At 56.7% G+C, this 17,365-nt stretch carries 13 protein-coding genes and 1 pseudogene; 7 read left to right on the top strand and 7 right to left on the bottom strand.

What is annotated here, in order from left to right:
• Positions 1-22: 22 nt before the first annotated feature.
• The 5 genes from MFLA_RS03880 to MFLA_RS03860 are packed head-to-tail and all read right to left on the bottom strand — an operon-like array spanning position 23 to position 6,977.
• On the bottom strand, positions 23-1,741 hold the full coding sequence (locus tag MFLA_RS03880; RefSeq protein ID WP_011479123.1) for a carbamoyltransferase family protein: 1,719 nt from the start codon (positions 1,739-1,741) through the stop codon (positions 23-25).
• Positions 1,738-3,240, bottom strand: a complete 1,503-nt coding sequence (locus MFLA_RS03875) for a lipopolysaccharide kinase InaA family protein (protein ID WP_048811550.1) — start codon at positions 3,238-3,240, stop codon at positions 1,738-1,740. The genes MFLA_RS03880 and MFLA_RS03875 overlap by 4 nt, the downstream gene beginning before the upstream one ends.
• Positions 3,233-4,930, bottom strand: coding sequence for a phosphoethanolamine transferase CptA (gene cptA / locus MFLA_RS03870; RefSeq protein WP_011479121.1), 1,698 nt, complete (start codon positions 4,928-4,930; stop codon positions 3,233-3,235). Before cptA ends, MFLA_RS03875 begins: the two co-directional genes overlap by 8 nt.
• Before the next feature lie 38 nt (positions 4,931-4,968).
• Positions 4,969-5,805 (bottom strand): lipopolysaccharide core heptose(I) kinase RfaP, encoded by an 837-nt coding sequence (rfaP, locus tag MFLA_RS03865; protein WP_011479120.1) that lies wholly within the window; start codon positions 5,803-5,805, stop codon positions 4,969-4,971.
• On the bottom strand, positions 5,802-6,977 hold the full coding sequence (locus tag MFLA_RS03860) for a glycosyltransferase family 4 protein (protein ID WP_011479119.1): 1,176 nt from the start codon (positions 6,975-6,977) through the stop codon (positions 5,802-5,804). The genes rfaP and MFLA_RS03860 overlap by 4 nt, the downstream gene beginning before the upstream one ends.
• Before the next feature lie 72 nt (positions 6,978-7,049).
• Here MFLA_RS03860 and waaC point away from each other — a divergent pair, with 72 nt between their 5' ends.
• The 6 genes and pseudogenes from waaC to MFLA_RS14340 all read left to right on the top strand — a co-directional run.
• Positions 7,050-8,000, top strand: a complete 951-nt coding sequence (gene waaC / locus MFLA_RS03855; protein WP_229407156.1) for a lipopolysaccharide heptosyltransferase I — start codon at positions 7,050-7,052, stop codon at positions 7,998-8,000.
• 112 nt (positions 8,001-8,112) lie between these two features.
• The gene (grpE, locus tag MFLA_RS03850; RefSeq protein WP_011479117.1) at positions 8,113-8,667 is read left to right on the top strand and encodes a nucleotide exchange factor GrpE; all 555 of its coding nucleotides are present in this window, start codon (positions 8,113-8,115) and stop codon (positions 8,665-8,667) included.
• A gap of 134 nt (positions 8,668-8,801) precedes the next feature.
• Complete coding sequence (gene dnaK / locus MFLA_RS03845; protein ID WP_011479116.1) at positions 8,802-10,724, top strand: molecular chaperone DnaK; 1,923 nt, start codon at positions 8,802-8,804, stop codon at positions 10,722-10,724.
• A gap of 232 nt (positions 10,725-10,956) precedes the next feature.
• Positions 10,957-12,078: a molecular chaperone DnaJ gene (dnaJ, locus tag MFLA_RS03840; protein WP_011479115.1), complete on the top strand. Its 1,122-nt coding sequence runs from the start codon at positions 10,957-10,959 to the stop codon at positions 12,076-12,078.
• A 21-nt stretch (positions 12,079-12,099) separates the two neighbouring features.
• Positions 12,100-12,441: a hypothetical protein gene (locus MFLA_RS03835; RefSeq protein ID WP_048811549.1), complete on the top strand. Its 342-nt coding sequence runs from the start codon at positions 12,100-12,102 to the stop codon at positions 12,439-12,441.
• 138 nt (positions 12,442-12,579) lie between these two features.
• Positions 12,580-13,752: pseudogene (locus tag MFLA_RS14340) on the top strand (Bcr/CflA family multidrug efflux MFS transporter); the annotation flags it as partial.
• Between the two features lie 116 nt (positions 13,753-13,868).
• Here MFLA_RS14340 and leuA read toward each other — a convergent pair.
• Entirely contained in the window at positions 13,869-15,554 is a 1,686-nt protein-coding gene (gene leuA, locus MFLA_RS03825) for a 2-isopropylmalate synthase (protein ID WP_229407291.1), read from the bottom strand.
• A gap of 48 nt (positions 15,555-15,602) precedes the next feature.
• Here leuA and MFLA_RS14335 point away from each other — a divergent pair, with 48 nt between their 5' ends.
• Complete coding sequence (locus MFLA_RS14335) at positions 15,603-15,863, top strand: hypothetical protein (RefSeq protein ID WP_011479112.1); 261 nt, start codon at positions 15,603-15,605, stop codon at positions 15,861-15,863.
• A gap of 227 nt (positions 15,864-16,090) precedes the next feature.
• On the opposite strand, the gene MFLA_RS03820 is transcribed toward MFLA_RS14335, so the two are convergent.
• Entirely contained in the window at positions 16,091-17,086 is a 996-nt protein-coding gene (locus tag MFLA_RS03820) for an alpha/beta hydrolase (RefSeq protein WP_011479111.1), read from the bottom strand.
• Between the last annotated feature and the right edge of the window lie 279 nt (positions 17,087-17,365).

The raw sequence follows: 17,365 nt of genomic DNA, 5'->3' as shown, positions 1-17,365 counted from the left end.
TCTGCTGCAAGCCCGCCCCGGCCTAATTCTTGGTCACAAGAACGTCTTCCATCAGCAGATATTCGAGATCGCACCCGTAGAACATATTGAGCGCATCAGTCGGACTGCAAACCATTGGTTCGCCGCGACGGTTCAATGAGGTGTTGAGGACTACGGGCACATTGCGCAGGCGCTCCAGCTCCTCGATCAAGGCGTAATAGCGCGGATTGGTTTCCTTGGTCACGATCTGCGCACGTGCCGTGCCATCTTCATGGACGACCTCGGGAATGCGTGGCTTCCAATGCTCGGCCACATCGAAAGTGAAGGTCATGTAGGGCGCAGGATGATCTGTCTGTAGTATGTCAGCGGCAACCCGGTCCAACATGCTAGGACAGAATGGCCGCCAGCGCTCGCGATACTTGATTTGCGCATTGATACGGTCCGCCACGCCGGGATGGCTGGGGTCGCCGAGGATGCTGCGACAACCCAGCGCGCGCGGGCCAAACTCCATGCGACCCTGGAACCAGGCCAAGGGGTTGCCCGCAGCCAGAATCTCGGCGCCTTTCTGCGGTGCGTTTTCAACACGCTGGAACCTGGGTTTGGCAGGATGTGCCTCGCAGGCTGCCAGGCACTCCTCTGTTGTGAACGACGGACCGAGGTAGGCATGACGCATTGGCTCCAGCGGCTCCCCCATCTCTGCGGCCACGAAACTGGCCGCGCCGAGCGAGGTGCCGTTGTCGCCGGAGGCAGGTTGCACGAACAGCTCTTTGACATGTGGCAAGGCAATGATGCGCTGGTTGAGCTTGACATTGAGCGCCACACCGCCTGCCATCGCAATACGGCCAGTTTCGCGGATGATATCGCCGAGATAATATTCGATCATCTCCAGCGCAATGTCTTCCAGCAGCTGCTGCACAGAAGCAGCATAATGAATGTAGGGATCGTCGATCTCGTCGCCCTGGCGCTTGGGCCCCAACCACTCGATCAATTTGGGCGTGAAATAGAAACCCCTGCCGTTTTCCTTGTAGCGGCGCAAACCAACCACATTGACGTAGTCGGTATTGATCTTGAGCTCGCCGTGCTCGAACTTGGCCAGGCGCGACAAGTCGTAGCGCTTGGGATCGCCGTAAGGCGCCATGCCCATGACCTTGAACTCGCCGTCCAGCATCTCGAAGCCAAGATACTCCGTGATCGCGCCGTACATGCCGCCCAGGGAATCCGGGTCGTAAAACTCCTTGATCTTATGGATCTTGCCATTCTCGCCATAGCCAAAGAAGGTCGTGGCATACTCGCCCTTGCCATCGATGCCGACGATCGCGGTCTTTTCCTTGAAACCACTCAAGTGATACGCGCTACTGGCATGCGCCAGGTGGTGCTCGACCGGCACAAAACGCGCCTTGGTCAGGCCAAGCTCGCGCATCAGATCCAGGGACTTGTCGCGGTTGCGGCGAAAACGGCGGTTTCCGTTGAAAATGGCATCGAGCGCGCGGTCGGGCGCATACCAGTAACGCTTGGCATAATGCCAGCGAGCTCCGCTGCTCAATGGAATCTCGCCATAGGGAAACGCGACGATATCCACTTGCTCGGGCCGCACCCCGGCCTCGCGCAAACAGTATTTTGCCGCCTCAAGCGGAAACTTGTTCTTGGCATGCTTGTCGCGGATGAAACGCTCTTCTTCCGCGGCCGCTACAATGTTTCCATCCACAATAATGGCAGCCGAGGCATCATGCCCCAGCGCACCTGATAAACCTAGAATGATCATTCGTCTTTTTCGCTTTGATTAAATACGATGCCCGCCTGGTCCAGCACACGGCCATCCGCATAAACTGCCCTGAAGGCCGCCGCCAGTAATTGAGAAGTCGCAGCATCGCCTTGCCAATTCTTGAAGAACCGCTGCAGGTCGCGTGCATGCCTGCGCTCGAAGCGTTTTTTGCATGCATGCTGCCGCATACTGTCCAAGTCGATTAACAATGGGTACTGGTCGCGAATCAATATGTTGGTTGCCTTGAAATCGCCGTGTTCCAGCTGCAGGCAAAACAACTGGAAGAAAAGCCTGGCGATGCGTTGCGCGACCCGCTCCTTCACCTCGCGATCAATCGTGAGGTCGGCATAGAATTCCGCCGCATCCCGGGCAATCATGAATTCGGTCAGCAGGTAGGCCTCTCGGCGCAGCCCCAGCCACCGGCGTTCCAGTACGGCCACAGCCGCCGGAGTGGCAATACCCTTCAACTGCAAACGGAAGGCATTGGACCATGACACCACAGCCCGGGAAGGCCGCCAAGCACGGCCCAGGCCATGCCAGAAATTCTTGATATTGTACCTTTTGATCACCATCTTGCGCTGATCAATTTCAACGGCAGCCACGGTGCAGGTATTCCCACTCTTGAGCCTGACCGCGCTTGTTGCGTCGAGCAAGCCATCGGGTGTTGCCAAGGCCTGCCGCACTCCCGGGCTGTCTTGTGCGCGATTGATGGCCAGGTAATGCCAGGGTTTCTCCTCCACCGCTACGTCCGTGCAGGAGCGCTGCACTTTGCTGGCGTACTGACGCATATCGCGCCGCCAGTGGCGCGCGATCAGCTGCTGCATGATATCAATATCAGACGCCCCCCCCCCTATCACCGCAACATACTGCCGCAGCAGGCTGGGTAACCACGCTGCCACCGCATCGACATCGAACTTCGAAATCAGGCGCGCCAGGTTGTCCCATTGTTGCCGCTGCCTGCCAAAAACGCGCAACTGCCGGATGCCGTCACCGTCCAGGGTATAGACAGCCTGTGCATCCACCAGGAAATTTTTCAAGTACAAATCCGTTTGCAGCAACCCTGCGCGATGATGCCGGGCAACTTCCTCCACAAGCCGCAGGGCCAGCGCATGACGCCCTTCCTCATCGAGGTCCTGCCATACCTGTTCGGCGTTGCGGGCGGGAATGGCTCCATAGAGCAAGGCTTCACATCCTTGACTCGCCACGCCAGACTCTAGCAGCAATGTCGGCGTTGCAAGCCTGGCTTGCGCTAGCCAGCGAGCGCCGCGCTTGTCACGCGCCGCATACTTGCCCGCCTGACCGCCAATGAAAAGCTTGGCATAAATGGCCTGCCCATTCAGCAAGCCACGGCAAACCAGACGCTTGCCCGGGACACGGCGCACGACCTCCAGCGACTGCAATACACTGCCATCATCCAGCACCAGGCCGAATGGTGCAGCAACAGCTCCTTGCGCATATTGCTGCAAATCAGGGATGGAGAGCGCGGCAAGGTTAGTCATGGGCATGAATATCCAGCGGACGGATGGTGTCAGGCTGGTACGGGTCGCCAATCAGCAATGGATGCTCCTTGAATTGCAAATTCACGAGACTGAGCGACGGCTCGAAGCCGTCGAAGCTCAAGCCAGCCAGATCCGCCCAGGTATGGATGAAATGCGCGTTACTGTAGGGGCGCTCGAGCATGCCGTCGAAGCGCATGTCATGCCCGGCCCTCCACTGCTCGGACGCCCATATGATGAAAGGCACCGTATACATAGGCAGGGTGGGCTTGGCCTCGTTGCGTCCCAGCATGTCATGCCCCGGCGCATCGTAGACGTCTTCGCCATGGTCAGAGAAATAGACCAGCAGGCTGTTCGGGGCCTGCGTGCGCAAGGTTTCAATCAGGGTGGATATCACATAATCATTATAGAGCACGGCATTATCATAATGGTTGTAGACCTTGGCCTGCCTGTCGTTCAATATGGCAGGCACACCCTCGCGCCCTTTGAATACGTCAAACTCTGCAGGGTAACGGTACTCATATTTCATATGCGTGCCAAGCAAATGCACAATGATGAACTTCCTGGGCGCAGGATCACGCAGCACTTCCTCGAACGGGGCAAATACATTGGCATCATACTCGCGGGAGTTCTGCGCACGGCTGTTGTTCATGTAGAACTGCTCGTCCGTCTGTTTGGAAAAATTGGTCAACATCGTGTTGCGTTTGGTCATTGTCTGATGGTTGGTAATCCAGTACGACTTGTAACCCGCCTGGCGCATCATGTTCATGAGCGAAGGCTTAGTGAGGTGCAGCTCAGGATGTTCTTGGTCTGCAAAAGTCAGCGCCTGGGTCAGTGCCTCTATCGTATAGGGTCGCGGTGTTACTACATTGACGAACACGCTCAACTCTTGTCGCAGGGCGTCCAGTCTGGGCGTCGTCTTGCGGTGGTAGCCATACAGGCTCATGCGCTGGCGATTGGTCGACTCGCCCAGCACCAGCACCAAAGTCGCAGGCTGGCCGGCATTGGCGTCTTGCAGGTTGGATAGCGGCGGAATCCTGCTGTTCTGCTCGAGCAAGGTTTCCATATTGGCAAGCTGCTTGCGGTAGTGGATGTAGCCTATCACCATCTGCCAGGGCACGGCGGGCTCCATGCGTATTTGCAATTTTTCCACGGCATCGTCGAGGCTTGCCTTGTTGAGCACCAACTGCTTGAACATCGGCTGCACGAACAGCAAGACCAGGATGCCCGCGGACACTGTCCAGGCGGCGCGCGCGCTGATCTGGAGCGGCCCCAGCCTGCGCCAGAGCCAATAGGCTACACCGCTATGCAATAGCAATACCGGAATCATCCACCAGACGAAGTACTGGGCAATGAACTCGCTGGATTCGGCCGGGTTGGACTCGAAGATCGTGAACATCACGCTTTGCGAAAACTCCTGCCCGTAAATACAGAAATACCCGAGACTGACCAGCGAAGATGCCCACAGCACCAGCCCGATCACAGCGGCTATCTTGCGAGCGTGGCGCCGCACCAGCATCACCGGTATCAGCCACAGCAAGCTCATCACAATTGCTTGGCGCATACCGACAAAAATGGTCGTGCCACTGATTTGCAGCAAGAAATGGGTAATGCCGGAGAAATAGAAGAAAAACAGGTAGTAATTGAACCAAGCGCTCCAGTCTGAACGCTTCCAGGCGAATGTGAATGGCATATATTATAGACTTCCTCTTTACGCCGGGCCGCTACATATCAGCCGATCATTCCGCCAATCTGGTGTAGGCCGGGCTCAACCTTGTGAAGTTTGATATAAAGTTTGATTGCGCGGGCCTGCACCTGCTGCCAGAAATCCCGCTCTTCGCGCATGACCTGCCTGATTGGCTTGCCACGATAACGACGCAGGAAACGCAGATAATCCCTGGTTACTAGTCCCGCATTCATCGCAGAAAAATACAATGCTGCTATATCCTTCATGCGATCTTGGGGGCGGATTGTCTCACGAATTCCGACGCGATGCAGGTCTATGAGATATAAATGGATATCGCCATGCCTGAGCCGGGGCAGGTCAAGGCAGATATGGCAGATATAGAAATCGCGGTGATTGAGGCCGCTGTCATGCAGGCGTGCCGCCAAGGTGGCAACTTCCATCAACAAGCGGCGCTTGAAGCGCGGCTCGGGCGGGGATTGCATCCACTGGTCCGCCAGGGTCTCCAGCGACAATATATCGCCCAGGTCATGCGTGATCAGGAATGACTGGCGGCTTGCCGGGCTGCACCCGCGGCTGCCGAAACCTGCCAGCGGCGTAGTGGCGATGCCAATCTCGCCGAGCTTTTCTATCGCCTGCTTCTCGGTGTTTGCACTGACGATGGGCACCTTGAACGCCAAGAGATTCTTGAAAATCTCCCCCCATCCCACGCCAAAGTGTTGCTTGATGAAATAGGGCTGGCCGGCAAGTTGAACACGGACGGTCTTGCGTCCCGGCACATCGCGGAACACCTCTCCCCCCAGCGCCATGACACGCGAAAACACATCGCCCTCTCCCAGTGCTTGCGTCAGCTCCGGCGACAACTGCAATTCCTTGCAATTCATATCGCGTCCTCCTGCTTTTTCCCGGCAATCCGGAGCATGATCGCAGCCTCGGCACTACCATCGTTCTCCGTCATCAACCTGTGTGCATGCCGCAAGCCGTTGTCGCGCCACTTCTCCAGCCGAGCATCCCTTGCATGCACAAGCGATACCATTTCCTCCAGCATCCGGTTCAACACCGCCTGCTCAAACGGCAACGGTACCACTTGCCCGGCATCGGCCTTCTGGACATGCACCGCATAACCGCAGCTGGCCGTCGCCAGTACCGGCACGCCACTCGCCATCGCCTCCAGGATGACCAGACCGGTATTCTCCCGGTAGGCCGGATGCAGGTAGAAATCTGCACCTTGCATCAATTGCGGGATGTCGGGCCTGCCGCGTGAAATGATCAGGTTGTCCGCCACCTTGAGCTTGCTTGCCATCCTGATGAAGGGCGCTGGCTTATCCTGCCCGATGGCAATCAGCTTGAAGTCCTGGCGCATGTCCGCGGGTAGGCTCGCCAATGCATGCACCGCGCGATCCAATCCCTTCATATAGAACCCTGAACCGACCAGCAGGGCGATCTTCGTCTCCGGTGGCAGGTTGAACGCATTCCGCAAATAGGCACGCATTTCCGCGCGGTCATGCAATTGCAGTCGCTCGCCAGAAAGATAGGGCGGGATGTAGTGAAAGCGGTCGTCCTGAGTGTGATACCAGCGCTGGAATACAGCTTTTTCCGCCATATCCACCATCAATACCTGCGTCTTGCCTTGCGGTGAGAAAATGACCTGTTCTGTACGCTGGAACCAGCGGTAGCGCGGCGTCAAGCGATACAGCCAATTACGCTGGGTATGGGCCCGCTCGATAAAACAGGGGTCGGCGGCAAAATACACGTCCAGACCGCCCATGCGATTGTATCCTACGATCAAGTCGACATTGAATTCACAGGCAATGCGGGCTTGTGCCTGACGAATGAAGTCCTGGTATTTCCGGAAATTGAACCAGCCTTTTGCCGGCATGATGTGCACAGATATCCTGCCATGGGCAGCGCCAACCTGCGGCATCTCGCCATCCCATGACATGGTAAAGATATCCACGGAATGCCCCGCCTCAGCAAGCCGGGTAGCAGTGCGCAGCATGTCGCGCTGCATGCCGCCATAAGGGAAATACTTGAAGATCAGGAAAGCAAACTTCAATGGCTACAGCCTTCAATCAGGGTTAAAGAAGCTGAATTGTATGCGAAAATGCCGCCCATGCCTCGCTTGCTCATGATCAAAACCACTTCCCTGGGGGATGTCATCCACAACCTGCCGGTCATCACGGACGTCAAGGCTGCATTTCCAGACATGCAGATAGACTGGGTGGTGGAAGAAAGCTTTGCCGACATTCCACGGTTGCATCCGGGAGTCAACAGGGTCTTTACCGTCGCAGTCCGGCGTTGGCGCAGACACTTGTTGCAGGCCAGCACCTGGCAGGAAATTCGAGACATACGCCGCCAGCTGCGCTCACACAATTACGACCATGTCATCGACACCCAGGGCCTGCTGAAAAGCGCATTGATCGGCAGTCAAGCACGGGGCATCTTTCACGGACAGGATGGCGCCTCCGCGCGGGAGCCCTGGGCTGCACTGTTCTACCAGCAACGCCACCCTGTGGCACGCGGTCAGCATGCGGTCGCGCGCAACCGCGAACTGGCCGCGCGTGCGCTAGGATACGCTATTCCGTCCAGCCCGCCGGACTACGGCATTCATGCTACGGCTCCCGCCACACTAGGATTGCCCAGCCGTTATATTGCCGGGCTGCACGCCACCAGCCGGGATGCCAAGCTCTGGCCGGAAAACCACTGGAGCCGACTGGGCAACGCCTTGCTCGAGCAAGATTTGAAACTGTTACTACCTTGGGGCAGCGCTGGCGAAGAATCCCGGGCGCGGCGCATTGCCGACACCGTACCCGGTTGCGTGGTATTGCCGCGGCTACCTCTTAGCCAGCTCGCTGCCGTGCTAAGCAACAGCTATGCCGCGATCGGCGTCGATACCGGTCTGGTGCACCTGGCCGCAGCCCTCGACCTGCCCACTGTGGCGATCTATACCGACACCGACCCGGAACTGACGGGAGTGCTGGCCCACGACCAGCACAAGATCCGCAACCTGGGGGGACAAGGCCAGGTTCCGCCAGTCGATGCCGTGCTCGAAGCCCTGGCCCAGGTCACGGCAAGGTAGCAGCAAAGGCTTGCAGACTGTTCCGGGCGAATAAAAATCTTCATGCCCTCTTGTAATCCGGGCATACACCCCCATGTGTCCCGTTGTCACATCATCACCAACAGGGACTATTATGCAACACGAAGACAAGACGCCCGAGCAACAGGAAAACAAGACGCCGGAAACTGAACTGCAGCAGGAAAATGCCCCTGCCACTCCGCAAGAAGCGGGGGCTGCCGGCTCGATTGATGACAGGATTGCCGAACTGGAAGCAAAGCTGGCCGAACAGCAGGCTGCCGTGCTGTACGCCAAGGCGGAAGGCGAAAACATCCGTCGCCGCGCAGCGGAGGATATCGAAAAGGCACGCAAGTTTGCGCTGGAAAAATTTTCCAGCGAACTTCTCGCCGTCAAGGATAGCCTGGATGCAGCCTTGAATGTCGGCTCCGCTACGCTGGAAAGCTATCGCGATGGTGTTGAGCTTACGGCCAAACAGCTGACTGCCGTATTCGAGAAATTCAGCATTGTCGAAATCAATCCGGTCGGCGAGAAATTCGACCCGAACAAGCACCAAGCGATCGGCACTGTGGAAAGCGAGGCGGAAAGCAATACCGTGGTCAATGTGCTGCAGAAGGGTTACACCCTCAATGACCGGGTGCTGCGTCCGGCGCTGGTCATGGTTGCAAAATAACCACCTTTACGCTGCCATGGGGGGATTTTGCACGTCATTTTTGCAAACTAGGCTTGAAATCGCATCGCCTATCCCCATGTTGACGGCATAGTTATCCACTTTCAGAGTTATAAAGAACACAAGGAACCAAGACAATGGGAAAAATTATCGGTATTGACTTAGGCACCACCAACTCCTGCGTAGCCGTGATGGAGGGTGGAAAGCCTCGCGTGATCGAGAACGCCGAAGGCGCACGCACCACACCTTCCGTCATTGCCTATCAGGAAGACGGTGAAATTCTGGTAGGCGCTCCTGCCAAGCGCCAGGCGGTGACCAATCCGAAAAATACTCTATTTGCCGTCAAGCGCCTGATTGGTCGCCGCTTTGACGAAAAGGAAGTTCAGAAAGACATCGGCCTCATGCCTTACACCATCACCAAGGCTGACAACGGTGATGCATGGGTAGAAGTCCGCGGCCAGAAGCTGGCGCCACCGCAAATCTCCGCAGAAGTGTTGCGCAAGATGAAGAAAACCGCAGAGGACTACCTGGGTGAAGAGGTCACCGAGGCCGTCATCACGGTACCTGCCTACTTCAACGACAGCCAACGCCAGGCCACCAAAGATGCAGGCCGTATCGCTGGCCTGGAAGTCAAGCGTATCATTAATGAACCGACTGCGGCTGCACTGGCTTTTGGTCTGGACAAACAGGAAGGTGATCGTAAGATTGCAGTCTACGACTTGGGCGGCGGTACTTTCGATATTTCCATCATCGAGATTTCCGAAATTGATGGTGAGCACCAGTTCGAGGTATTGTCCACCAACGGTGACACCTTCCTGGGCGGCGAAGACTTCGATAACCGCCTGATCGATTTCCTGGCGGACGAATTCAAGAAGGAAAACGGTATCGACCTGCGCAACGACTTGCTGGCCAAGCAGCGCTTGAAGGAGGCCGCAGAAAAGGCCAAGATCGAGCTTTCTTCCAGCACGCAGACCGAAGTCAACCTGCCTTACATTACCGCGGATGCCAGCGGACCAAAACACTTGGTGGTGAAGATCACACGCGCCAAGTTCGAGAGCCTGGTGGAAGACTTGATCGAGCGCTCCATCAAGCCATGCGAAGTTGCATTGAAGGATGCAGGAGTCAAGGTATCCGATATCCAGGACGTGATCTTGGTTGGCGGTCAGACCCGCATGCCCAAGGTGCAGGAAAAGGTCAAGGAATTCTTCGGTAAGGAACCTCGCAAGGATGTGAACCCTGACGAAGCTGTCGCTGTAGGTGCCGCTATCCAGGGTGGCGTACTGCAAGGCGACGTGAAGGATGTTCTCTTGCTCGACGTCACTCCGCTTTCCTTGGGAATCGAAACCCTGGGTGGCGTGATGACCAAACTGATCCAGAAGAACACCACGATCCCGACCAAGGCATCGCAAGTGTTCTCGACAGCCGAGGACAACCAGTCTGCCGTAACGATCCACGTCCTGCAAGGTGAGCGTGAAATGGCATCCGGCAACAAGAGCCTGGGTCAGTTCAACCTGACTGATATCCCGCCCGCACCGCGTGGCATGCCACAGATCGAAGTCACCTTCGACATCGACGCCAATGGTATCTTGCATGTATCGGCCAAGGATAAGGCGACAGGCAAGGAAAACAAGATTACCATCAAGGCGAACTCTGGCTTATCCGATGAAGAGATCAAGCGCATGGAGGAAGAGGCTGCCAAATATGCAGACGAGGACAAGAAGCTGCGTGAACTGGTTGACGCACGCAATAGCGCCGACAGTGCTATCCACAGCGTGAAGAAATCCCTGGCCGAGCATGGTGACAAACTGGATGCGGCTGAAAAGGGAGCCATTGAAAAGGCGGTACAAGAGCTGGAAGACGTCATCAAGGGTGACGACAAGGCAGCGATCGAGAGCAAGACTAATGCCTTGATCGAGGCCTCGCAGAAACTTGGTGAAAAAGTCTACGCTGCCGGCGAAACCGAAAGCAGCGCCGCAGAACCAGGCGAGCCACAGGAAAAGACAGTGGATGCCGAAGTGGTGGATGCTGAGTTCGAGGAAGTCAAGGATGACAAGAAGTAATTCCTTTACCATGTAACCTCATGAGGCGCACAGGGAGTTTCCCGATGTGCCTCATCTGGAAGCCCTGAATCAGCCAGGCAGCGGACATTCGCTGCGGAGCGGGATGGAATGCAAGGCGCAAACCAGCGACCAGTGAGGGTCACTCGTTTGCAACCAGGCGCCCAGCCCGCTTTTATGAATGTATGCAGCAAGGGCCGAATTCAGGGCATCCTTAACTTTTTAGCAGAAGAAAATGGCAAAAAGAGATTATTACGAGGTACTCGGTGTCAACCGGGACGCTACGGATGAAGAAATCAAGAAGGCTTACCGCAAGCTGGCGATGAAATATCATCCGGACCGGAACCCGGACAACCCAAAAGCCGAAGAACACTTCAAGGAAGCCAAGGAGGCCTATGAAGTGCTTTCTGACGACCAGAAGCGCGCGGCATACGATCAATACGGTCATGCGGGCGTAGACCCGAGCGCTGCTGCTGGCGCGGGAGCAGGTGGTTTCGGCAATTTCGCCGATGCCTTCGGCGACATCTTTGGCGATATTTTCGGTGGGGGCGGAGGCGGCCGACGCTCCAATGTCTACCGTGGTGCAGATCTGCGCTACAACATGGAAATCTCCCTGGAAGAAGCCGCACGGGGTACAGAAACCAAGATCCGTATCCCCGTCATGGCAGAGTGTGAAACTTGCCACGGCTCAGGCGCACGCCCTGGCACCCAGCCCGTTACCTGCTCCACTTGCGGCGGCCATGGCCAGGTGCGCATGCAGCAAGGCTTCTTCTCCGTGCAACAGACCTGCCCCAAGTGCCATGGGTCCGGCAAGATGGTCAAGGACCCCTGCCCCACCTGCCATGGTGGTGGACGCGTCAAGCAGCACAAGACGCTGTCGGTCAAGATTCCGGCTGGCGTGGACGAGGGCGACCGCATCCGCCTCTCTGGCGAAGGCGAAGCTGGTGTCAATGGCGGACCACCTGGGGATCTCTATGTTGTGGTGCACCTGAAGAAGCATCCAATCTTTGAGCGCGACGGTGCCAACCTGCATTGCGAAATGCCGATCAGCTTCACGACAGCAGCCCTGGGCGGCGAAATTGAAATCCCGACCCTGGACGGTCACGCCAAGATGAAGGTGCCGCCGGAGACCCAGACCGGTGCTGTGTTCCGCCTGCGTGGCAAGGGCATCAAGCCATTGCGCAGCAACGAGCATGGCGACTTGTTTTGCCATGTCATCGTAGAAACACCGGTCAAGCTGACGGAACGCCAGAAAGAGTTGTTACGGGAACTGGAGGATATCAACCAGCAGGACTCCGGGAAACACAGCCCCAGAGAGAAATCCTGGATGACCAAGGTGAAAGATTTCTTTCAGTAATACTTGAAGTGCAGAAAAGACATGGTTTCTACCATGTCTTTTTATTTTCTACCCGGAATAGATCAAAGCTTCACCATTCAACTTGAACTTCTTGTGGCAAAAGCCCTATTGACCTTCTTGATGATAAAACCTCTTGAACACCATCTCCATGGGCTTCAAGATGGGGATACGCAATCTGAAGCCCTGAGATTGGAGACCTTTTCACTCACGGCTTTTCTCCTGCCAATATTTTCCGCAGCACAGGCAGCATCCATTTTGTTTTCTTTTCAAAACCGACGCTCCCCACTCCCGGGCAATAGCATGGTTTACTCTACAATGATGGGAACTATGTCTTATTTTCTCTTCCGGGGTTCTTTATCGTGATCGTTTAGCGCAATGAAAGACTTCTGAATGGGCAATCGAAAACAACATCCGTGCATGTTGCTTACCCACTAGGCAAGCAACTATTGTGTGAAGAAGTTACTCCTATACTATCCCAGACAAAATCTACCTCTACTTTTCATGTCGAATAATAACAACGCTTCCACATCTCCTCCCTCCCTCACGAGTGGCTGGCTACTGCTACTGGGAGCGCTCACTGGCCTGGCACCGCTGTCGATCGACATGTACCTGCCGGGCTTTCCAGCCATCGAGAAAAGCCTGCTCGCGCAGGCAGGCAGCGCACAGCTGACGCTGGCCAGTTATTTCATCGGGTTGGCGATCGGTCAGTTGTTCTACGGTCCGCTCAGCGACCGCTTCGGGCGGCGCCTGCCCTTGCTTATTGGGCTGGTGATTTATATTTTGGCGTCGTTCGGTTGTGCGTTTACCAGTAGTATCCCCGAGCTGATTTTCTGGCGCTTCCTGCAGGCATTGGGCGGCTGCGCAGGCATGGTGATCACGATGGCGGTCATCCGCGACCGCTGCAGCGCGAATGATGCGGCACGCGCATTCTCCATGCTGATATTGGTGATGGGGCTGGCACCCATTCTCGCGCCGCTCATTGGCGGCTGGATTGTCACCTCATTCGATTGGCGTGTCCTGTTCATCACCTTGGGGGTAGCCGGCATACTAGGATTGATCGCAGTGTATTTCTGGCTGGAGGAAACGCATGATACGCGCCACGAACCGCCGCTGGTACTGGGCCGCATCCTACGGAACTACGGCAGACTGTTCATGGATCGCAGGTTCATCGGTTACACACTGAGTGGCGGCCTGGCGCGCGCCGGGATGTTTGCCTATATTGCCGGCTCGCCTTTTGTCTTCATCGAGTATTACCACATCCCAGCGCAGCATTACGGCTGGATATTCGGGATGAACGCCGCAGGGTTGATTCTGGTGAGCCAGATCAATGTATGGCGGCTGAAAAAGCATCGGGCCACCGTGCTGCTCTCACGTGCCCTGTGGCTGCCTGGCGGCATCGGCGTGTTATTGCTGGGCCTGTCACTGACGGGGCATGTCACCCTGCCCCTGCTGCTAATCGGCATTTTCCTCTTTGTCGCCAGCATCGGCTATATCGGCCCCGATGCTGGCGCAGCGACACTGGCCACCCACGGCCAGCAGGCAGGCACGGCATCCGCCTTGATGGGATCGCTGCAGTTCGGCCTGGCCACCATTGCAGGTGGCCTGGTCAATCTATTGCACGACGGCACGACTTTCCCGATGGTGACGGTCATGGCGGGATGTGGCATAGGAGCTTGGCTGGCGCACCGCCTGATCATCGTGCGCTACATCCGGCGGTACAGCAGACAACAAAAAGCCCGCGAGTATGCGGGCTTTTTGTTTCGCCATTGGCATCAGTCAGTTGGCGCAACTCACCGCGGTAGAAGCGCCTGCTGTGCAGCCGCATCAAGGCGCTGGTACAAGCGGTTGATACCGCTGATCACGGCCAGAATGGATGCCGTGACCAGGTTGTCGTGGATTCCCGCACCATACACGGTACCGGGCTGGCCATCCTTCTCCAGCTCGGCAAACGCCACGGCCCTGGCGGCAGCGCCCGCGCCAAGCGCGCGCTCCTCGTAGTCATGGATGCGGAATTTGCTGCCGAACGCGTGCACCAGGGCATCGATCGGGCCGTTGCCGCGGCCTTCGAGCACGGTTTCCACGCCATGGATGCGCGCGATGAGCTTGATGTGCTGGACATCATCCTGCTCGTCGAGCACATGGTCGATATAGCGCACGGGCTCATCCGCCGCGATATATTCTTCGTTGAACAATTGCCAGATGCCCTCGGCACTGACTTCCTGCCCGCTGCTATCGGTGAGACGCTGCACAGCGCCGCTGAACTCCACCTGCATGCGGCGCGGCATGGCGAGGCCATAGCCAGATTCCAGCAAATAGGCGATGCCGCCTTTACCCGATTGGCTGTTGACGCGGATGATGGAGTCGTAGGTGCGGCCCACATCATGTGGGTCTATCGGCAGATAAGGCACTTGCCAAAGATCGCCTGGCTGCTGCACGGCAAAGCCCTTCTTGATTGCGTCCTGGTGCGAACCGGAAAATGCCGTGAACACAAGGTCGCCCGCATAGGGATGGCGGGCATGCACCGGCAACTGGGTGCAATCCTCTACGGTGCGAGCGATGCTGTTGATCTGGGAGAAATCCAGACGGGGGTCGATACCCTGCGTATAGAGATTGAGCGCCAAGGTTACCAAATCGACATTGCCGGTGCGCTCGCCATGCCCGAAGAGGCAGCCTTCGATACGATCCGCGCCAGCCATTACCGCCAACTCCGCCGCCGCCACTGCGGTACCGCGGTCATTGTGCGGATGCACGCTGATGATCACACTGTCGCGGCGCGCTAGGTTGGTGTGCATCCACTCAATCTGGTCAGCGTAGTAATTGGGTGTGCCAATTTCCACCGTCGCAGGCAGGTTGAGGATGACCTTGCGCTCGGGCGTGGCCTGCCAGATGTCCGTGACAGCATCGCAGACTTCCTTGGCGAAATCGAGCTCGGTCGCGGTAAAGGTTTCCGGACTATATTGGAACACCCATTCGGTTTCCGGGCGCTCATCCGCAAGCTGCTTGATGAGGCGGGCGGCATCGGTGGCAATCTTCTTGGCCCCGGCCTTGTCGGTGCGAAACACTGTCTCGCGGAACACAGGGGAAGTCGCATTATAGACATGGACAATCGCCCGCCTTGCACCGCGCAAGGATTCGAACGTGCGGCGGATCAGGTCTTCGCGCGCCTGGGTCAACACCTCGATGGTCACGTCACCAGGAATATGTTCTTCCTCAATCAAGGTACGCACAAAATCGAAATCGGTCTGCGAGGCGGAAGGAAATGCCACCTCGATTTCCTTGAAGCCGATTTCAACCAGCATCTTGAACATGCGCATCTTGCGTTCAGCGTTCATGGGCTCGAACAGGGCTTGGTTGCCGTCTCGCAGGTCGGTGCTCATCCAGATCGGCGCCTGGGTGATGGTGCGGGCCGGCCATTGCCGGTTGGGCAAGTCAATCGGGGTAAACGGGCGGTATTTGCTGCTTGGATTCTTTAACATCATTATTCTCTCAAGATATCGGCTCGATATATCAGTCTAGTCAGCGGCATGACAATATCCGGGGCTGGCTGGCTACCGCTCACGCAAGGCCTGACAACCGCGGGGCAGTCGAAACTGCCAAAAATGATATGGCGTGTCACACATGATGAAAATACTTTCTGGAATAAAACCGGAAATACAAACAATATTGTCCTGCCCTCTAACAACGAGGATAAAACAAACTCACTGGCAGGAAGAGGTGGATTAGATGCGCGCGAAGCGCAGCAGCAGCCCTTGGCTAAGGAAAGCCAGGGAGGAAAACACGAATGATGTGGACTGCTGGATTTGCATCATGAGGGCAATCATAAACAGAAGGCGCCGCCCCTGTCAAACTTGCGGGCAGCGCGGTCAACAACATGCGCCTGGCGTCGTTGACCTGACTTGCCGTAGTGATCTGTATTTCCTGCGCAGAGCGTCCAGCCAGGATTGCTGTTGAGTTCTGTTAGCCGCTCTAGCACCAGCCGGCAGCCGATGTCTGCCGTCGAGGATGATGCAGCCTAGATATGTTTCCTGATTTCGCCCGCCGCCTGCATGATGGAGGCGTATGCCTGCGGCGTCTTGGCCAGCGGGTTGAGCAGGCCGAAATCATGGATCGCCCCCAGATAGCGGGTGCAGGTCACGCTCACGCCCGCATCCATCAACAAGTGGGCATAGGCTTCGCCCTCATCCCGCAGCACGTCGAATTCCGCTGTCTGGATCAAGGCGGGCGGCAGGTCTGCCAAATGTTCCAGGCTGGCATTGAGTGGCGACGCATAGATCTCCTTGCGTGCGTCCTTGTTTTCAAGATAATTGTCCCAGAACCATTTCATCATGTTGCGGGTCAGGAAATAACCCTCATCGAATTGCTGGTAGGAGTCGGTGTTGAACCTGGCGTCGGTCACGGGCCAGAACAGGGTCTGGTGCTTGATGAAGGGCTCGCGCTTTTCCTTGGCCATCATACAGACGACAGCCGCCATGTTGCCTCCGGCACTGTTGCCAGCAACTGCGAGGCGGGCTGGGTCCACACCGATTTCCGCGCCGTTTTGCGCAACCCATTTGGTGGCAAGGTAGCATTCGATAATCGCAGTAGGATACTTCACCTCCGGCGAGCGGGAATAGTCGACGAAAACCACAGCACAGTTTGAAGCGACACACAGGTCATGCACTAGTCGCTGATGGGTAGGGAAGTCGCCCAGCACCCAGCCGCCGCCATGGAAAAACATGACCACGGGTGGGCTGATGGCGATATCGGCTGGCTTGACGATGAATAGGTGAATGGAGTGTCCCTCGATCGCGATTTCCCGCTCCTCGACGGTCACGCCGCCCAGCTCGACATCCACCCCGGCTTGTAAGTCGCTCAGCACCTTCCTCGCCTCTTCTGGACTCAACGCTTCCACTGGCTTGCTATCGGATGCCGCCAACTCCTCGAGAAATGCCCGGGTTTTCGGCTCCATGCCACTGTATTGATCTGTCTCGGGCATCAGGGTATGCATGATCGGGTCAAGGATATTCACGATAGATCTCCGGCTCAGATTGTAGTGAATGTTGACTCTAGCAGCCCGGGCTGTTCGAATCTGTCAGTCAGTCACTGACAATCTTGTCAGAAGCATCTCATCCTGACGCAGCATGGCGCTGTCTCACAGCACAATGCATTTCGCGCCAGACCACGGATGACGAGCCATACATGTGCAAGGGCTGGGATGCGGCAGGAGAGCGATGTCAGGCCAATATTGCCGCCAAAGGCCTACGATGTCGGTGACAGGCTCTCCCGGCATGGGGCAAGTGGTAGGCCC

This window comes from Methylobacillus flagellatus KT (assembly GCF_000013705.1).
In the GTDB taxonomy this organism is placed as follows: domain Bacteria; phylum Pseudomonadota; class Gammaproteobacteria; order Burkholderiales; family Methylophilaceae; genus Methylobacillus; species Methylobacillus flagellatus.
Note: the sequence above shows the minus strand (reverse complement) of the source record. Positions and strands in the feature narration are given on the sequence as shown.